The organism is Streptomyces sp. NPDC024687 (assembly GCF_055559055.1).
Genome location: NZ_JBVHLJ010000006.1, coordinates 490,885 through 506,069 on the forward strand (window position 1 = coordinate 490,885; position 15,185 = coordinate 506,069).

A 15,185-nucleotide genomic window follows, 5' to 3' on the forward strand; every position below is an offset into this window, starting at 1 on the left:
GAGAGGGGATGCCGACCGAGGTCGGGAGAGGGGCGCGTCGTAAGGTTCCGGTCATGACCGATCCGAACGCCGCGTCCCGCCCCACCCAGGCCGTGATCCTGGCCGGCGGCCAGGGATCCCGGCTGCGCCCCTACACCGACACCCGGCCCAAGCCGATGATCGAGATCCCCGGCACGGGAACTCCGATCATCGGCCATCAGCTTGTCTGGCTCGCCGAGGAGGGCGTGACGGACGTGGTGATCAGCTGCGGGCATCTCGCCGAGGTGCTCCAGGACTGGTTGAAGACGGCCGACCTGCCGCTGCGCGTGCAGACGGTCATCGAGACGGAGCCGCTCGGCCGGGGCGGCGGACTGAAGTACGCGGCGGCGCGTCTGCCGCAGCCGGATCAGGCGTGGTACGCGACGAACGGTGACATCTGGACCCGGTTCTCGCTGCGGGACATGGCGGACTTCCACACCGAGCGGGACGCGATCGCGACGCTCGCGCTGGCGCGGCCGCGGATTCCCTGGGGGGCCGTGCAGACCGACGGGTTCGGTCACATCACGGACTTCATAGAGGCGCCGCCGTCGACGTTCGAGATCAACGCGGGGGTGTACGTCTTCTCGCCCGGGTTCGCCGATCTGCTGCCGGAGCGGGGGGACCATGAGCGGACGACGTTCCCCACGCTTGCGCGTGAGCTGCGGCTGGCCGGGTTCCCGATCCCTCAGGGGGCGTACTGGCGGGCCATCGACACCGCGAAGGATCTGACCGAGGCGGCCAAGGAGCTCGCGGCACTCGGCCGATAGCGGCGCCGTACACCGGGAAGGTCCCGCACATCCTGTGTGCGGGACCTTCTCCGTGTGTGGGCGGTGTCTCTCAGCCGGTGGGGTCGCCCAGTACGTCGCCCACCGGCCCGCCTACCCCAACAGGCCGCCCACCAGGCCCGGTTGGCCGGAGGAGGAACCTCCGGTGCCGGAGCCGCCCGTGGAACCGCCGGAGGTGCTCGTGCCCCCGGTCGGGCCCGAGGTGGTGCTGGGGGCCTGCTGGGCCGGGGAGGACTGCTGTGGCGAGGTCCGTCCCGTGGTGCCCTGGGTCTGGCTGGGCGAGCCGCCGGTAGTGGTAGTGGTCGTGCCGGTGTCGGTGTCGCGGGTGGCGCCGGGGGTCGCCGAGGTGCCGGCGGAGGGGCCCGTGGTGGCGCCCTGGCTGGGCCGGGTGGACGCCGACGGGCTCTTCTTGCGGGCCTTGGCGGAGTCCTGCGGGAGCGGGGAGCCGGGCAGTTCGTTGCGCGGGGCCTCGCCGGGGCCGGGGACGATGATGCGGTCGGCGTCGCGGACGGCGCTGCCGAGCACGGAGCCGATCAGCAGGGTCAGGCCCATCACGATGGTGGTGACGAGGGCGCCGCGTCGAAGGACGTAGCTGCGCAGTTCCCAGATGTCGGAGTGGGGTCCGAGGCGGCGCCAGGCGCGGCCCGCGAGGCGGCCGTCGATGGAGTAGACGGGGGCGCCGGCGATGATCAGCGGGGACCAGGCGGCGAGGTAGATGATGTCGGGGGTGTCGTAGGCGGGGACGCTCTTCCAGCTGACGGTGACGAGGAGCGCGGCGGACAGGCCGGCGCCGACGACCGCGGCGACGCGCTGCCAGCAGCCCAGGATCGTGAGGACGCCCACGATGACCTGGAGGAAGGCGATGACGAGGCCGGAGCCGACGGGGTGCTGGAGGGCGAACTGGCGCAGTGGTTCGGCCACGTCCCACGGGTGCAGGGTGTTGAGCCACTTGACCATGGAGCCGCGCTTGCCGCCGTCGAAGTAGACGGGGTCGCACAGCTTGCCCATGCCGGCGTAGATGGAGATGAAGCCGAGGAAGATCCGGAGCGGGAGGAGGACGACGCCGAGGTTCATCCGGCGGCCCGGGTAGTAGGCGTGCCGTGCGGCTTCGTCGCCCTGTCGCCTGGTGGCGCGGTCGGCGCGGGCCTCGTCGAAGCCGTCGTCGAACTCCTCGCCCTCGTGGGCGGGTTCGTCGTACGCGCTGCCCACCGTGCGCATGTGGGGCAGGAGCCGGGTGCCGTCGCCGTCGGGGGTGCGCTGGGCGCCGACGAGTGGGGTCGCCATGGTCTGGGCCAACTCGTCGTCGTAGTCGGCCTGGTAGCCGTGGTCGACGTCGATACGGGGGATGACCTGGGTGGCTCCGGCGTCGGCGGTGGGCGGCTCGGCATGGCCGACGCTGCCGCCTCGCACGGCCTGCAACAGGCGGTGGGCGCCGGTGTCGTCGGGGGCGGACCTGCCGCTCCACACGACGGGCCGACGGCGCCCCGCGGCGCCTACGGCCGGCATCCGGGCGGTGTCCTCGGCGGCGATCAAGTGCCGTGCGATCCGCGGGGATTGGGCGCGTCTCGTCGACGCGCCCAACTGCACGCGGAAGCTCGCATGATTGACGATGATCTGCGCCGGATCGCTCGGCACCTTCACCATGCTCAGCGCGGGAGCGTCGTCGAATCCCGACGGGCCGTCCCCCGTGGGTGTGCGGGGTGTTCTGGTGTCCACACTCATCTAACCGAGTGACGTGTGGTTAGGACACTGCTTTGACTCGCCGGATGTGTCCGGACCCCGTCAAGCTTGCCCCGTACGCCGGGAACACCCCGTGTGGGGGACGGCGCCGAACAGCCGTTCAGGCCCGGCGGCGAGCCGCTTCGTAGAGCACGATCCCGGCTGCCACACCGGCGTTGAGCGACTCCGCGCCGCCCGGCATGGGGATCCGCACCCGGTAGTCGCAGGTCTCGCCGACCAGGCGGGACAGGCCCTTGCCCTCGCTGCCGACCACGATGACGACGGGGCCGCCGAGGGCTTCCAGGTCGCCGATCTCGTGCTCGCCGTCGGCGGCGAGGCCGACGACCGCGATGCCCTGCTTCTTGTACGCCTCCAGGGCGCGCGTCAGGTTGGTGCAGCGGGCGACCGGGGTGCGGGCGGCCGTACCGGCGGACGACTTCCACGCACCGGCGGTCATGCCGGCCGCGCGCCGCTCGGGTACGAGGACGCCGTGGCCGCCGAAGGCGGAGACGGAGCGGACGGCGGCACCGAGGTTGCGCGGGTCGGTCACGCCGTCGAGGGCGACGATCAGCGGGTCCTGCCCCTCGTCGTAGGCGGCGTTGGCCAGCTCCTCGGGGTGGGCGTACTCGTACGGCGGGACCTGGAGGACCAGGCCCTGGTGGTTGAGCCCGTTGGTCATGCGGTCGAGCTCGGGGCGGGGGGCCTCCATGAGGTGGACGCCGCCCCGGTCGGCGACGAGCTGGAGCGCCTCGCGGACCCGCTCGTCGTTGTCGATGAACTGCTGGACGTAGAGCGTCACCGCGGGCACGCCCTCGCGCAGCGCCTCGACGACGGGGTTGCGTCCGACGACCATCTCCGAGGTGCCCTTGCCGCCCCGGCCGCGCGGCGCGGAACGGCGCACCGTCTGCTTCGCCTTGGCGTTGGCGATTCGGTTCTTCTTGTGGCCCTTGCGCGCCTCGGCGGGCGGGGTCGGCCCCTTGCCCTCCAGGCCCCTGCGTCGCTGGCCGCCACTGCCGACCTGCGCGCCCTTCTTGCCGGACATGCGGCGGTTGTTGGCTGCCATGACCTACCTGTTCTCCGTGAGTGTCTGCGTCGGTGAAACGTTCATACGTCTATGCAGTGTGCCGCCCGGAGGGCCGGGCGGCACAATCGATCAAGAAAGGGGCTAGCGGAGACCCAGCGTCCAGCGCGGCCCCTGCGGGCCGTCCTCGATGGTCAGGCCCGACTGGCCGAGCTGGTCGCGGATGGCGTCGGCGGTGGCCCAGTCCTTGCGGGCACGGGCCGCTTCCCGCTGGTCGAGGACCAGGCGTACGAGGCTGTCGACCACGCCGTGCAGGTCCTCGCCCCGGTCGGACTCACCGGCCCAGTGCGCGTCGAGCGGGTCGAGACCGAGGACGCCGAGCATGGCGCGCACCTCGGCGAGGCGGGCCCCCGCGGCCTCCTTGTCGTCGGCCGCGAGGGCGCTGTTGCCCTGCCGGACGGTGGTGTGCACGACGGCGAGCGCCTGCGGGACGCCCAGGTCGTCGTCCATGGCCTCGGCGAAGGCGGGCGGTACCTCGGCGGAGGGCTCCACGGGACCGGCCTTCTCGACCACGCGCTGCACGAAGCCCTCGATCCGTGCGAACGCCGCCTCGGCCTCGCGCAGGGAGTCCTCGCTGTACTCGATCATCGAGCGGTAGTGCGGGGTGCCGAGGTAGTAGCGCAGCACGATCGGGCGCCACGTCTTGACCATCTCGGACACGAGGACCGAGTTGCCGAGCGACTTGGACATCTTCTCGCCGCTCATGGTGACCCAGGCGTTGTGCACCCAGTAGCGGGCGAACTCGTCGCCGTAGGCCTTGGCCTGGGCGATCTCGTTCTCGTGGTGCGGGAAGATCAGGTCCAGGCCGCCGCCGTGGATGTCGAAGACGGAGCCGAGGTACTTGTGGGCCATCGCCGAGCACTCCAGGTGCCAGCCGGGGCGGCCGCGGCCCCACGGGGTCTCCCAGTCGGGCTCGCCGGGCTTGGCGGCCTTCCACATGGCGAAGTCCCGCGGGTCCCGCTTGCCGGTGATGCCCTCCTCGGCGGGCTGGCGCATCTCGTCCAGGTCCTGCCGGGACAGCTCCAGGTAGGCGGGCCACGACCGCACGTCGAAGTAGACGCTGCCGTCGGCCTCGTAGGCGTGGCCGCGCTCGATGAGGCCGCGCATCATCTCGACCATTTCGGTGATGTGGCCGGTGGCGCGCGGTTCGTAGGTCGGCGGGAGGCAACCGAGGGCGTTGTAGCCGTCGTTGAAGGCGCGCTCGTTGTCGTAGCCGATGGACCACCAGGGGCGGTTCTGGTCGGCCGCCTTGGCGATGATCTTGTCGTCGATGTCGGTGACGTTGCGGATGAACGTGACGTCGTAGCCGCGGTACCGGAACCAGCGGCGCATGATGTCGAAGTTCAGGTAGGAGCGGATGTGACCGATGTGCGGGGCGGCCTGCACGGTGGCACCACACAGGTAGATCGAGACACAGCCCGGCGTGAGCGGGGCGAAGTCACGGATCTGCCGGGCGCTGGTGTCGTACAGGCGAATAGTCACGGGACCTAGGGTAGTGGGCCGAAGGGGGTGCGTGGAGCAGTCCTTTTGTCACCCTTCCCTTACGGCCGATTGTCACCCCTGCCTGACGACCAGGGCGGTCGCCACCGCCATCAGTCCCTCGCCGCGGCCGGGGAATCCGAGGCCGTCCGTGGTCGCCCCCGACACCGACACCGGGGCACCCGCCGCCTCCGACAGGATGTGCTGCGCCTCGTCCCTGCGCTTGCCGATCTTCGGGCGCGGACCCACCACCTGTACGGCGATGTTGCCGATCCGGAAGCCCGCCGCGCGGACGATCCGGGCCGCCTCCGTCAGCAGCGTGACGCCGGACGCACCGGACCATTCGGGGCGGCCGGTGCCGAAGTGCGCGCCGAGGTCGCCGAGGCCGGCCGCGGAGAAGAGCGCGTTGCAGGCGGCGTGGGCGACGACGTCCGCGTCGGAGTGGCCGGCCAGGCCGGGGCCCTCGCCCTCCCACTTCAGGCCGGCGCACCACAGGTCACGGCCCTCCTCGAAGGCGTGGATGTCGGTGCCGATGCCGACCTGAGGCAGGAGCACGGGCTGCTCAGAAGCCATCGTTGAGCCTCCTGCGGGCCAGGACTGCCTCCGCCAGGACCAGGTCCAGGGGGCGGGTCACCTTGAAGGCCTCCTCGTGACCGGGCACCACCACGACGGTGAGCCCCAGCTGCTCGACCATGCTCGCGTCGTCGGTGACGTCCTCGGTGACCGTCTCGTGGGCGCGGATCAGGGTCGCCCGGTCGAAGCCCTGCGGGGTCTGTACGGCACGCAGCCGCGCGCGGACCGGGGTGGCCACCACCGGCTCCGGCTCACCGGGAGCGACGGCGGGCTCGACCTCCTTGACGGTGTCCGCGAGGGGCAGCGCCGGGACGACGGCGGGCGCACCGTCCCGTACGGCCTCGATGACCGCGTCGACGGTGTCGACCGGGACGAGCGGGCGGGCCGCGTCATGGACCAGGACGATGCCGAAGTCCGAGGGCAGGGCGTCCAGGCCGAGCCGGACCGATTCCTGCCGGGACTCGCCGCCCGGGACGACGAGGAAGTCCGTGCGCTCGGGCAGCGCGTGCGCGTCGAGGAGGGACTTGACCTCGCCGGCGCCGTCGGGCGGGGCCACGACGACGACCAGGGAGACGGCGCGGGATGCGGCCATCGCGCGGACCGCGTGGATCAGCATGGGTGTGCCGTTCAGCGCCCGGAGCGCTTTGGGAGCGCCCGGACCGAGGCGTACGCCCCGTCCGGCGGCCGGAATCACCACCGCGGTGCGGGCCCCCGCACGTGCTTCGGCGGGCGAAGGACGCGAAACGTCAGACATCGGTTCCTGTCAGGTTTGTGTGCTCGGCCAACGTGGGTACGGAGACAGCGTGCCGGGCGCGACGCCTTGACCGGACCCTTCCGTGACCCCGGTCGAGCCTGCTGCCCGGGCCCGGCACGCCAAGTATCGGGGGATCTTTCTCCGAGAGAAACACGCGCACGGCACTCCGGGCGTCTTCGCCGGAGCGTCTTCGGGGCGTGATGGGTCCGGCATCCGGAGACAGACATGCCGCAGCGCCCGGCGACAGCTGTTGCGTCATCGGGCACCGCGGCATTTCAGTGCGGCAATTCGGATTCAGTGTGTGCTGAGCTGAGCGGGCGAGGTGCCTGCACAGAGACGCTCAGGACGCGAGAACCTCGTCGAGCAGCGCCTCGGCCTTGTCCTCGTTCGTGTTCTCCGCGAGGGCGAGTTCACTCACCAGGATCTGCCGAGCCTTGGCGAGCATGCGCTTCTCACCTGCGGAGAGTCCGCGCTCGCGCTCACGACGCCACAGGTCACGCACGACTTCCGCGACCTTGATGACATCGCCGGAGGCGAGCTTCTCCAGGTTTGCCTTGTAACGACGGGACCAGTTAGTGGGCTCCTCGGCGTACGGCGCGCGCAGCACCTCGAAGACCCGGTCCAGCCCGTCCTGACCGACCACATCGCGCACGCCGACGAACTCTGCATTGTCCGCTGGCACACGTACCGTCAGGTCACCCTGGGCGACCTTCAGCACCAAGTAGGTCTTGTCCACGCCTTTGATCTGGCGAGTTTCGATAGCCTCGATCAGCGCGGCCCCGTGATGGGGATAGACCACGGTGTCGCCAACCTTGAACGTCATGTGACAGGTACCCCTTCCGTGGCTATCCAGGGTAACACGGAAACTGCGGGTTCTGAATGGTGTTTTCGCAGGTCAGAGCATATCTCGGGGCTTGACAACAGCAACAGGAACGTGCTGCGGAGGCCGCGCGGAAGAAGGAATTCGCAGGTCGGAGCGGCTCTCCGGGCGAGGTGAAACGCGTACGTTACACGCATCCGGAGCCCCCTCCGGACGGGCTAACGTCCCCAAATGTCCGGTTCCAAGTGTGCGACTTCCGCTACTCCGTTCGGTGCCCGGTGTCACTTCCCCGCCGAATCCGGAATTGATCACGCGCGGTCGGCGGATCAGGTGGTGATCAATTCCGGGGGCGATCACACATTCCTTCACGGAAGTTTTGCTACTGGCCGCGAACGCGGTTATGTGAAAGCCGGACCGGGCCGGAGTACGGGTCACAAGTGACTGGTGAGTCACTTGTGAAGCGAGTGACACGCCTCTTGGGGAGGGTCGGGTGCGGCCCTGCGGGAACGGCTCGGTAACCTAAGGCCGCTGACAGACACTTAGCGCGGCTTTACGGGCCGCCCCGCTCAAGTCAAGGAGTTGCCGCCGCCGTGAGCAGCAGCCTTCGACGCGGCGCCCTCGCCGCCTCTGCCATCGCGTTCTCGATCGCCGCGCTCTCCGCGTGCGCGGCCGGCAGCAACGCCCAGACCCTGGAGGTCAAGCCGGACAACGCGGAGACCCGCGTGGGCGACATCAAGCTCCAGAACGTCGTGGTGATCACCCAGCCGACCCCCGAGGCCTCCGGTGAGACCACGGGTCCGGCCGTCATCTCCGCCACCGTCTTCAACGCCGGCGACAAGCCCCAGACGCTGGACTCCGTGAGCATCGACGGCGGCGGCAGCGCCGAGATCACGCCCGCCAAGGGCAAGGGCAAGGTGACCGTCCCGGCCCACGGCTCCGTCGTCCTCGGCGGCAAGAACAACGCCTCCGCCGCGGTGACCGAGCTCGGCGAGAGCGTCAAGAACGGCAACGCCCAGAAGGTCACCTTCACCTTCAGCACGACCGGTGACGTGAGCCTGCGCGCCTTCGTCGTCCCGGCCGACAGCTACTACACCCAGTGGGGCCCGAGCGCCGTGCCGTCGGCGCCGGAGACCTCGCCGAAGCCGACCGGCTCCGCGACCCCGACCGGTGCGGCCACGCCGACCGGCGCGGCGTCCGCTTCCGTGTCCGCGAGCGCGACGGCCGGCGAGTCGGCCGCGAGCCACTGAGCGGCCGTACGAGACCGTCGTACGACACGAAGGGCGGGACCTCCGAGGAGGTCCCGCCCTTCGGCGTACCGCAGCTGATTCTTCAGGCTCTCTACGGCTCGAACTTGTAGCCGAGGCCGCGGACCGTCACCAGGTACCGGGGCGCGCCCGGGTCGGGCTCGATCTTGGCGCGCAGGCGCTTGACGTGGACGTCGAGGGTCTTGGTGTCACCGACGTAGTCGGCGCCCCAGACGCGGTCGATGAGCTGCATGCGGGTCAGGACGCGGCCGGCGTTGCGCAGCAACATCTCCAGCAGGTCGAACTCCTTGAGGGGCAGGTCGATCTTGGAGCCGGAGACCGTGACCACGTGGCGGTCCACGTCCATGCGGACCGGACCGGCCTCCAGAGCGGCCGGGGTGACCTCCTCGGGCTCGCCGCGGCGGCGCAGGACGGCGCGGATACGGGCGACCAGCTCGCGCGAGGAGAACGGCTTGGTGACATAGTCATCGGCTCCTATTTCCAGGCCGACGACCTTGTCGATCTCGCTGTCCTTGGCGGTCACCATGATGACGGGGACGTTGGAGCGGCCGCGCAGCTGGCGGCAGACCTCCGTGCCGGGCAGGCCCGGCAGCATCAGGTCGAGGAGGACGAGGTCGGCGCCGTTGCGCTCGAACTCGTCGAGTCCGTCGGGGCCCGTGGCCGCGATGGCGACCTCGAAGCCCTCTTTGCGGAGCATGTACGAAAGGGCGTCGGAGAAGGACTCCTCGTCCTCGACGACGAGCACTCGGGTCACGGCAGGACCTCCGGGGCGGGAAGCGGGTCGTAAGAAGCCGACTCGGGAGTGGGCCCGTCCTCGTCGTCGAGGTCGGGGTGCTGGAGCGCGCGGTCGCGGGCCGCGCCCGCCTCCGGCAGCCTGAGGGTGAACGTGGAGCCCTGTCCCTCGGAACTCCACACCGTGACCTCCCCGCCGTGCGAGGCGGCCACGTGCTTGACGATCGCGAGGCCGAGGCCCGTACCGCCGGTCTGGCGGGAGCGGGCCGGGTCGACGCGGTAGAAGCGCTCGAAGATGCGCTCCTTGTCCTTGTCGGAGATGCCGATGCCCTGGTCGGTGACGGCGACCTCGATGAGGTCGCCGCTCGGCACGGCCACCCGGCGGGCGGATATGCCGACGCGGGTGCGGGCGGGCGAGTAGTTGACGGCGTTCTCGACGAGATTGCCGAGGGCGGCGGCCAGCTGGCCGCGGTTGCCCCAGACCTTCAGCTCGGCCGCGCCGGCCGCGGCCATGGTGATCTGCTTGGTGCCGGCCTGGTGCCGGCAGCGGTCGATGGCCTCGGCGACCAGCTCGTCCACGCGGACCGGCTCGGCGTCCTCCAGCGGGTCGTCGTTCTGCACCCGGGAGAGGTCGATGATCTCCTGGACCAGGCTGGTCAGGCGGGTGGCCTCGATCTGCATCCGGCCGGCGAAGCGTTCCACGGCCTCCGGGTCCTCCGAGGCGTCCATGACGGCCTCGGACAGGAGGGAGAGCGCGCCGACGGGGGTCTTGAGTTCATGGCTGACGTTCGCGACGAAGTCACGTCGTACCGCTTCGATCCGCCGGGCCTCGGTGAGGTCCTCCACGAGGAGCAGCACCAGCCGGGAGCCTAGGGGCGCGACACGGGCGGAGACCGCGAGGGCCTCGCCGCGTCCGGTCCCCCGCCTGGGCAGGTCCAGCTCGACCTGACGTATCTCCCCGTCCCTCCTGGTGTCCCGGGCCATCTGGAGCATCGGCTCCACGGAGAGCTTGCCGCCGCGGACCAGCCCGAGGGCGTACGCGGCGGAGCTGGCCTTGACGACGGCGTCGGCCTCGTCGAGGACGACGGCGGAGGAGCGGAGCACGGACAGGACGGTGTCCACGCCCGGCGGAAGCATCGGGTCGGTGTGCAGGGAGGTGCGGGTGGGGCGTTTCTGCTCCCGCTCGCTCCAGCGGAACGCCAGCATCGCGATGACACCGGTGAGCACACCGGCGATCGCTGCCGCTGCGGCGACTGCCGCGTTCACGTCCATGCCTCCAGGTTAGGCATGGGATCCGTCCTGGCCACAGCCGTCCGAGTGCGAGCTCGAACACTCGTCGCCCAGAGTTCACCTTGGAGCCAGTACTGGTTCATTTGGGAGGGCGGAAACGGACGCGTAGGAGGCCGAACGTGGGAGCGTGGGGTACGCGGCACCGGTTTCACGGCCGGTTTCGGCCCCTGGAGCCCACAGGAACGACGTAGGAGAGGGAACCGACGATGCGGGACGCGTACCACGAGGAACTTGATTCGATCGGCGACGGTCTGGTGGAGATGGCCCGGCTGGTCGGGTCGGCGATCGGACGCGCCACGACGGCCATCCTCGACTCCGACCTGAAGCTGGCCGAAAGCGTCATCGAGGCCGACCAGAAGGTGGACGACCTCCAGCACGACCTGGAGGCCCGGGCGATCGCGCTGCTCGCCCGGCAGCAGCCGGTGGCGACGGACCTCCGCATCGTCGTCACCTCGCTGCGCATGTCGGCCGACCTGGAGCGCTCCGGCGACCTGGCCCAGCACGTGGCGAAGCTGGCCCGGCTGCGCTTTCCCGAGAAGGCCATCCCGCACGACCTGCACGCGACCATCCTGGAGATGGGCCAGCTCGCACAGCGCCTGATGGCGAAGGCGGCCGAGGTCATCATCACCAAGGACGTCGACCTGGCGCTCCAGCTGGAGCAGGACGACGACGAGATGGACCTGCTGCACCGCACGCTCTTCCAGCACCTGCTGGACGACAAGTGGAAGCACGGCATCGAGACGGCGGTGGACGTCACCCTCCTCGGCCGCTACTACGAGCGGTTCGCCGACCACGCGGTGTCGGTGGCCAAGCGGGTGGTGTACCTGGTGACGGGCGAGCACGCGGACGACCTCCAGCAGGACGTCCAGCCGGCGACGGGGGTCGAGGGGACCTGAATCCAGGATCCCGTACGACGTTGAGGGGCCCCGGGTGATTCCGGGGCCCTTCGTCGTTCGGGTCGCCCGGGCGGGCGGAGAGGAGGAGCATGAGAGTGCGGGGACGGGGGCGCAGGGGTGAAGGTCACCGTTCGGCTCGGGGATGGCAGGAAGGTGGAGGCCATGGCGCGGTTCATGGACGTACACCATGGGATGCAGGGCATCACGGCCGACCAGTTGATGGCGGCCCACCAGGCGGACCTCGCGATTGAGAACGAAGAGGGCGTGCACTTCGAGCGCGCCTGGGCCGACCCCGAGGCCGGCCTCGTGTACTGCCTCTCGGAGGCCCCGTCGGCGGACGCGGTCCAGCGCATCCACGAACGGGCCGGACACAAGGCGGACGAGATCCACTCGGTGCCGCTGTCGGTCTGACAGCGGGGTCTCCTACTGCAGGTGCTCGCGGACGAGGTCGAGGAACGCCCTGCGGTTGGGGCGGATGTACGCCCAGACCATCTCGTCCCGCGGCTCCCCGGGAGCGGGGCCGTTCCTGATCACGTTCTGGACGTCGTACGCCAGAAGACGTGCCGCGTCGTTGACCTCGGAGCCGCACAGCATGTGGATCGTCTTCTGCGCGACCCACATCCTGTCGATGGACTGCTTCGCGCGCGCCTGCCACTGTTCGTCGCTCTCACCGTGGTGATAGCGGTCCACCGCGACCCGTTCGGCTTCCTGCACCGCGGACAGGAAGTCGATGAGACGGGTGACGCGCTCACCACGCCGCACCTCCACCCGCTCACGCAGACTCCGCCGCACTTCAGCCTGCTCCGACGCGCGCCCCAGACAGTACTGGGCCAGCGTCGACACCAGCACGCCGAGAACAACGCCGAGAAACGGCACGTATGTTGTCGATGTCACGGCTCACGGTGACATGGGGTTTTCGTGGCACGGCGTTTTCGCCGCATCTCCGGCGGCATCGCGGCCCATGGTGTAGTCGAAGCGCCGTACTTCGCGCGTCCTGTTGTCCGTGCCGTCACCGAAGTGGGTCACCGAGCAGCGCGACCTGCTCGCCCTTGCCCGCGAGGCCTACGAGTGGCGGCGTGCTTGCAGCGACTGACGGCCCATCCCAGCAAAAACCCCCGACCCGCGAGGAACTCGCAGGTCGGGGGCGGGAGCACGAAAACTACTTCTTCTTGCCCTGGTTCTTGACCGCCTCGATGGCCGCCGCGGCCGCCTCCGGGTCCAGGTACTTGCCGCCCGGTGTCACCGGCTTGAAGGACGCGTCGAGTTCGTAGTACAGGGGGATGCCCGTCGGGATGTTCAGGCCCGCGATGTCGGCGTCGGAGATGCCGTCCAGGTGCTTGACCAGGGCGCGGAGGCTGTTGCCGTGGGCCGCGACCAGGACCGTGCGGCCGGCCAGGAGGTCCGGGACGATGCCGTCGTACCAGTACGGGAGCATGCGGACGACCACGTCCTTCAGGCACTCCGTGCGGGGGCGCAGCTCCGGGGGGATCGTGGCGTAGCGGGCGTCGTCCGACTGGGAGAACTCCGTGCCGTCCTCGAGGGGCGGGGGCGGGGTGTCGTAGGAGCGGCGCCACAGCATGAACTGCTCCTCGCCGAACTCCGCGAGGGTCTGCGCCTTGTCCTTGCCCTGGAGGGCGCCGTAGTGGCGTTCGTTCAGGCGCCAGGAGCGGTGGACCGGGATCCAGTGGCGGTCGGCGGATTCGAGGGCCAGCTGGGCCGTGCGGATCGCGCGCTTCTGGAGGGACGTGTGGACCACGTCGGGCAGGAGGTCGGCGTCCTTCAGGAGTTCGCCGCCGCGGACTGCCTCCTTCTCGCCCTTCTCGTTGAGGTTGACGTCCACCCAGCCGGTGAACAGGTTCTTCGCGTTCCATTCGCTCTCGCCGTGGCGGAGGAGGATCAGCTTGTACGGTGCGTCGGCCATGCGTATGAGCGTAATCCACGCCTTCGATCCGGGTGGTGCCCGCTCGACAGACGGACGGTTGACGGGACCCGTTAATTGAGTGGCCCCAGGCCATCCCGCCTTCGTAAGGTGTGGTCGCTTACCGAGCCGCTTACATACGTGGGGACCGTCCATGCCACTCGCCACCCTGAGACGCGCCACCCGCGAGACCGTCTCCGGGCTTCCCCCAGCGTTCTGGTGGCTGTGGACCAGCACACTCGTCAACCGGCTCGGTGCCTTCGTCGCCACCTTCATGGCGCTGTACCTCACCCTCGACCGCGGCTACTCCGCCTCCTACGCCGGTCTCGTCGCCTCGCTGCACGGCCTGGGCGGAGTCGTCTCGTCGATCGGGGCGGGAGTCATGACCGACCGGCTCGGGCGGCGGCCCACCCTGCTCGTCGCGCAGTCCGCCACCGCCGCCTTTGTCGCGCTGCTCGGCTTCATGCACCATCCTGTCGCCATCGCCGCCGTCGCGTTCCTCGTCGGCATGGCCTCCAACGCCTCCCGGCCGGCCGTGCAGGCGATGATGGCCGACATCGTGCGGCCCGAGGACCGGGTCCGGGCCTTCTCGCTCAACTACTGGGCCATCAACCTCGGTTTCGCCGTCTCCTCCATGGCCGCCGGGTTCATCGCCGAGTACAGCTATCTCGCGGGCTTCCTCATCGAGGCCACGATGACCGCCCTCTGCGCGGTCGTCGTCTTCCTCAAGCTGCCCGAGTCCCGGCCCCTCGCACAGCACGCCGAAAAGACCCCCGACGACGTCCGCCTCGGCACCGTCCTGCGCGACGGGCGGTTCATGTGTGTCGTAGGGCTGTCCTTCCTGGTCGCCGTGGTCTTCCAGCAGGGTTCGATCGGGCTGCCCGTCGCGATGGGCCGGGCCGGGTTCACGCCCGCCGACTACGGCCTGGCCGTCGGCCTCAACGGCGTCCTGATCGTCGCGCTGCAGATCCCGGTGACCCGGTTCATCCAGGACCGGGATCCCCAGCGGCTCCTCGTCGTCTCGTCCCTGCTCGCGGGATACGGCTTCGGGCTCACCGCCTTCGCCGGATCCGTCGGCCTCATCGCCCTCACCGTGTGCGTGTGGACCCTGGGCGAGATGATCAACGCGCCCACCCAGACCGGGCTCGTCGTCCGCCTCTCCCCCGCCCACGGCCGCGGTCGCTACCAGGGCATGTACACCCTGTCCTGGTCCGTCGCCGCCCTCGTGGCGCCCCTGATGTCCGGTTTCGTGATCGACCGGTTCGGGGCGGAGTGGCTGTGGGGACTGTGCGCGGTCGTCGGGACGGTGGCGGCGGTCGGGTACGCCGCCCTCATGCGGCACCTGTCCGGGGAGACGGCCGCCGAGAACGCCGTCATCCAAAAGTCCGCCGCCACCGAGGCCAGCCCGGCCTGATCCGTCACGGATGCATCCGCGCACCCTTGAGCACCTTGTCCACAGCGTTGCGCGGTCCGTACACCGCGAGGCCCACCAGGTCCAGCTCGCCCGTCGCCACCGCCCGGACCGCCGCGCGGTTGTCCCGGTCGTTGCCCGTCGCGAACAGGTCGCTCGTGAAAAGCGCGCGCGGCAGCGAACGGGACAGCACGCGCGCGTGGGCCGCCTTCAGCGTCTCCTTCGTGCCCTCGAAGACCAGCACCGGCTGCCGGAACATCGGCAGGTAGGGCACGCCGTCGGCGTCCTCGTACGGTTCGCCGACCACCTCGGGGGCCTGGGTGCCCAGGCCGCTGACGAGGAACGCGGTGACATTCAGGCGCTGCCAGGTCTCCAGGTCCTCGCGCAGCAGGACGGCGATCTTGGTGTCGAAGCGGATGGGTTCAGTGCTCATGGGATGAGACT

At 70.1% G+C, this 15,185-nt stretch carries 16 protein-coding genes; 5 read left to right on the forward strand and 11 right to left on the reverse strand.

What is annotated here, in order from left to right:
* The first annotated feature begins 53 nt into the window (after positions 1-53).
* Entirely contained in the window at positions 54-785 is a 732-nt protein-coding gene (locus ACZ39I_RS25845) for a nucleotidyltransferase family protein (RefSeq protein WP_467246802.1), read from the forward strand.
* A 111-nt stretch (positions 786-896) separates the two neighbouring features.
* On the opposite strand, the gene ACZ39I_RS25850 is transcribed toward ACZ39I_RS25845, so the two are convergent.
* The 6 genes from ACZ39I_RS25850 to ACZ39I_RS25875 all read right to left on the reverse strand — a co-directional run bounded on the left by ACZ39I_RS25850 (position 897) and on the right by ACZ39I_RS25875 (position 7,232).
* Positions 897-2,525 carry a DoxX family membrane protein gene (locus tag ACZ39I_RS25850; protein WP_467246803.1) on the reverse strand — a complete coding sequence of 543 codons (1,629 nt, stop codon included), beginning with the start codon at positions 2,523-2,525 and terminating at the stop codon, positions 897-899.
* A gap of 118 nt (positions 2,526-2,643) precedes the next feature.
* Entirely contained in the window at positions 2,644-3,585 is a 942-nt protein-coding gene (gene rlmB, locus ACZ39I_RS25855) for a 23S rRNA (guanosine(2251)-2'-O)-methyltransferase RlmB (RefSeq protein WP_451471763.1), read from the reverse strand.
* 102 nt (positions 3,586-3,687) lie between these two features.
* Positions 3,688-5,085: a cysteine--tRNA ligase gene (cysS, locus tag ACZ39I_RS25860; protein WP_467246805.1), complete on the reverse strand. Its 1,398-nt coding sequence runs from the start codon at positions 5,083-5,085 to the stop codon at positions 3,688-3,690.
* Positions 5,086-5,157: 72 nt separating this feature from the next.
* Complete coding sequence (ispF, locus tag ACZ39I_RS25865) at positions 5,158-5,655, reverse strand: 2-C-methyl-D-erythritol 2,4-cyclodiphosphate synthase (RefSeq protein ID WP_467246807.1); 498 nt, start codon at positions 5,653-5,655, stop codon at positions 5,158-5,160.
* On the reverse strand, positions 5,645-6,409 hold the full coding sequence (gene ispD, locus ACZ39I_RS25870) for a 2-C-methyl-D-erythritol 4-phosphate cytidylyltransferase (protein ID WP_467246808.1): 765 nt from the start codon (positions 6,407-6,409) through the stop codon (positions 5,645-5,647). The genes ispF and ispD overlap by 11 nt, the downstream gene beginning before the upstream one ends.
* A gap of 340 nt (positions 6,410-6,749) precedes the next feature.
* Complete coding sequence (locus ACZ39I_RS25875; RefSeq protein ID WP_003953493.1) at positions 6,750-7,232, reverse strand: CarD family transcriptional regulator; 483 nt, start codon at positions 7,230-7,232, stop codon at positions 6,750-6,752.
* Positions 7,233-7,819: 587 nt separating this feature from the next.
* Between ACZ39I_RS25875 and ACZ39I_RS25880 the strand changes: the two genes are divergently transcribed.
* Positions 7,820-8,476, forward strand: coding sequence for a copper chaperone PCu(A)C domain-containing protein (locus tag ACZ39I_RS25880; RefSeq protein ID WP_467246811.1), 657 nt, complete (start codon positions 7,820-7,822; stop codon positions 8,474-8,476).
* A 91-nt stretch (positions 8,477-8,567) separates the two neighbouring features.
* Here ACZ39I_RS25880 and phoP read toward each other — a convergent pair whose 3' ends face one another.
* Together phoP and phoR are read right to left on the reverse strand one after the other, a co-directional pair.
* Positions 8,568-9,239, reverse strand: a complete 672-nt coding sequence (phoP, locus tag ACZ39I_RS25885; protein WP_467246967.1) for a two-component system response regulator PhoP — start codon at positions 9,237-9,239, stop codon at positions 8,568-8,570.
* Positions 9,240-9,244: 5 nt separating this feature from the next.
* On the reverse strand, positions 9,245-10,498 hold the full coding sequence (gene phoR / locus ACZ39I_RS25890; RefSeq protein WP_451471768.1) for a two-component system sensor histidine kinase PhoR: 1,254 nt from the start codon (positions 10,496-10,498) through the stop codon (positions 9,245-9,247).
* Positions 10,499-10,722: 224 nt separating this feature from the next.
* Between phoR and phoU the strand changes: the two genes are divergently transcribed.
* Positions 10,723-11,412 (forward strand): phosphate signaling complex protein PhoU, encoded by a 690-nt coding sequence (gene phoU, locus ACZ39I_RS25895; RefSeq protein WP_467246813.1) that lies wholly within the window; start codon positions 10,723-10,725, stop codon positions 11,410-11,412.
* A gap of 162 nt (positions 11,413-11,574) precedes the next feature.
* Positions 11,575-11,823 carry an SCO4226 family nickel-binding protein gene (locus ACZ39I_RS25900; RefSeq protein WP_352388869.1) on the forward strand — a complete coding sequence of 83 codons (249 nt, stop codon included), beginning with the start codon at positions 11,575-11,577 and terminating at the stop codon, positions 11,821-11,823.
* 12 nt (positions 11,824-11,835) lie between these two features.
* Here the strand turns inward: ACZ39I_RS25900 and ACZ39I_RS25905 are convergent, their stop codons facing one another.
* Positions 11,836-12,306, reverse strand: coding sequence for a hypothetical protein (locus ACZ39I_RS25905; RefSeq protein ID WP_467246815.1), 471 nt, complete (start codon positions 12,304-12,306; stop codon positions 11,836-11,838).
* Between the two features lie 265 nt (positions 12,307-12,571).
* Positions 12,572-13,333, reverse strand: coding sequence for a phosphoglyceromutase (locus ACZ39I_RS25910; RefSeq protein WP_007382951.1), 762 nt, complete (start codon positions 13,331-13,333; stop codon positions 12,572-12,574).
* A gap of 151 nt (positions 13,334-13,484) precedes the next feature.
* Here ACZ39I_RS25910 and ACZ39I_RS25915 point away from each other — a divergent pair, with 151 nt between their 5' ends.
* Positions 13,485-14,744 carry an MDR family MFS transporter gene (locus ACZ39I_RS25915; protein WP_467246817.1) on the forward strand — a complete coding sequence of 420 codons (1,260 nt, stop codon included), beginning with the start codon at positions 13,485-13,487 and terminating at the stop codon, positions 14,742-14,744.
* 4 nt (positions 14,745-14,748) lie between these two features.
* On the opposite strand, the gene ACZ39I_RS25920 is transcribed toward ACZ39I_RS25915, so the two are convergent.
* On the reverse strand, positions 14,749-15,174 hold the full coding sequence (locus ACZ39I_RS25920) for a DUF2000 family protein (protein WP_467246819.1): 426 nt from the start codon (positions 15,172-15,174) through the stop codon (positions 14,749-14,751).
* Positions 15,175-15,185: the final 11 nt, after the last annotated feature.

Excerpts from the sequence above, each read along its gene's own strand:
- ACZ39I_RS25875 (WP_003953493.1), bottom strand. The coding sequence starts at position 7,232 with ATGACGTTCAAGGTTGGCGACACCGTGGTCTATCCCCATCACGGGGCC.
- ispD (WP_467246808.1), bottom strand. The coding sequence starts at position 6,409 with ATGTCTGACGTTTCGCGTCCTTCGCCCGCCGAAGCACGTGCGGGGGCC.
- ACZ39I_RS25920 (WP_467246819.1), bottom strand. The coding sequence starts at position 15,174 with ATGAGCACTGAACCCATCCGCTTCGACACCAAGATCGCCGTCCTGCTG.
- ACZ39I_RS25900 (WP_352388869.1), top strand. The coding sequence starts at position 11,575 with ATGGCGCGGTTCATGGACGTACACCATGGGATGCAGGGCATCACGGCC.
- ACZ39I_RS25910 (WP_007382951.1), bottom strand. The coding sequence starts at position 13,333 with ATGGCCGACGCACCGTACAAGCTGATCCTCCTCCGCCACGGCGAGAGC.
- phoR (WP_451471768.1), bottom strand. The coding sequence starts at position 10,498 with ATGGACGTGAACGCGGCAGTCGCCGCAGCGGCAGCGATCGCCGGTGTG.
- ACZ39I_RS25850 (WP_467246803.1), bottom strand. The coding sequence starts at position 2,525 with ATGAGTGTGGACACCAGAACACCCCGCACACCCACGGGGGACGGCCCG.
- ispF (WP_467246807.1), bottom strand. The coding sequence starts at position 5,655 with ATGGCTTCTGAGCAGCCCGTGCTCCTGCCTCAGGTCGGCATCGGCACC.
- ACZ39I_RS25915 (WP_467246817.1), top strand. The coding sequence starts at position 13,485 with ATGCCACTCGCCACCCTGAGACGCGCCACCCGCGAGACCGTCTCCGGG.
- phoU (WP_467246813.1), top strand. The coding sequence starts at position 10,723 with ATGCGGGACGCGTACCACGAGGAACTTGATTCGATCGGCGACGGTCTG.
- ACZ39I_RS25845 (WP_467246802.1), top strand. The coding sequence starts at position 54 with ATGACCGATCCGAACGCCGCGTCCCGCCCCACCCAGGCCGTGATCCTG.
- rlmB (WP_451471763.1), bottom strand. The coding sequence starts at position 3,585 with ATGGCAGCCAACAACCGCCGCATGTCCGGCAAGAAGGGCGCGCAGGTC.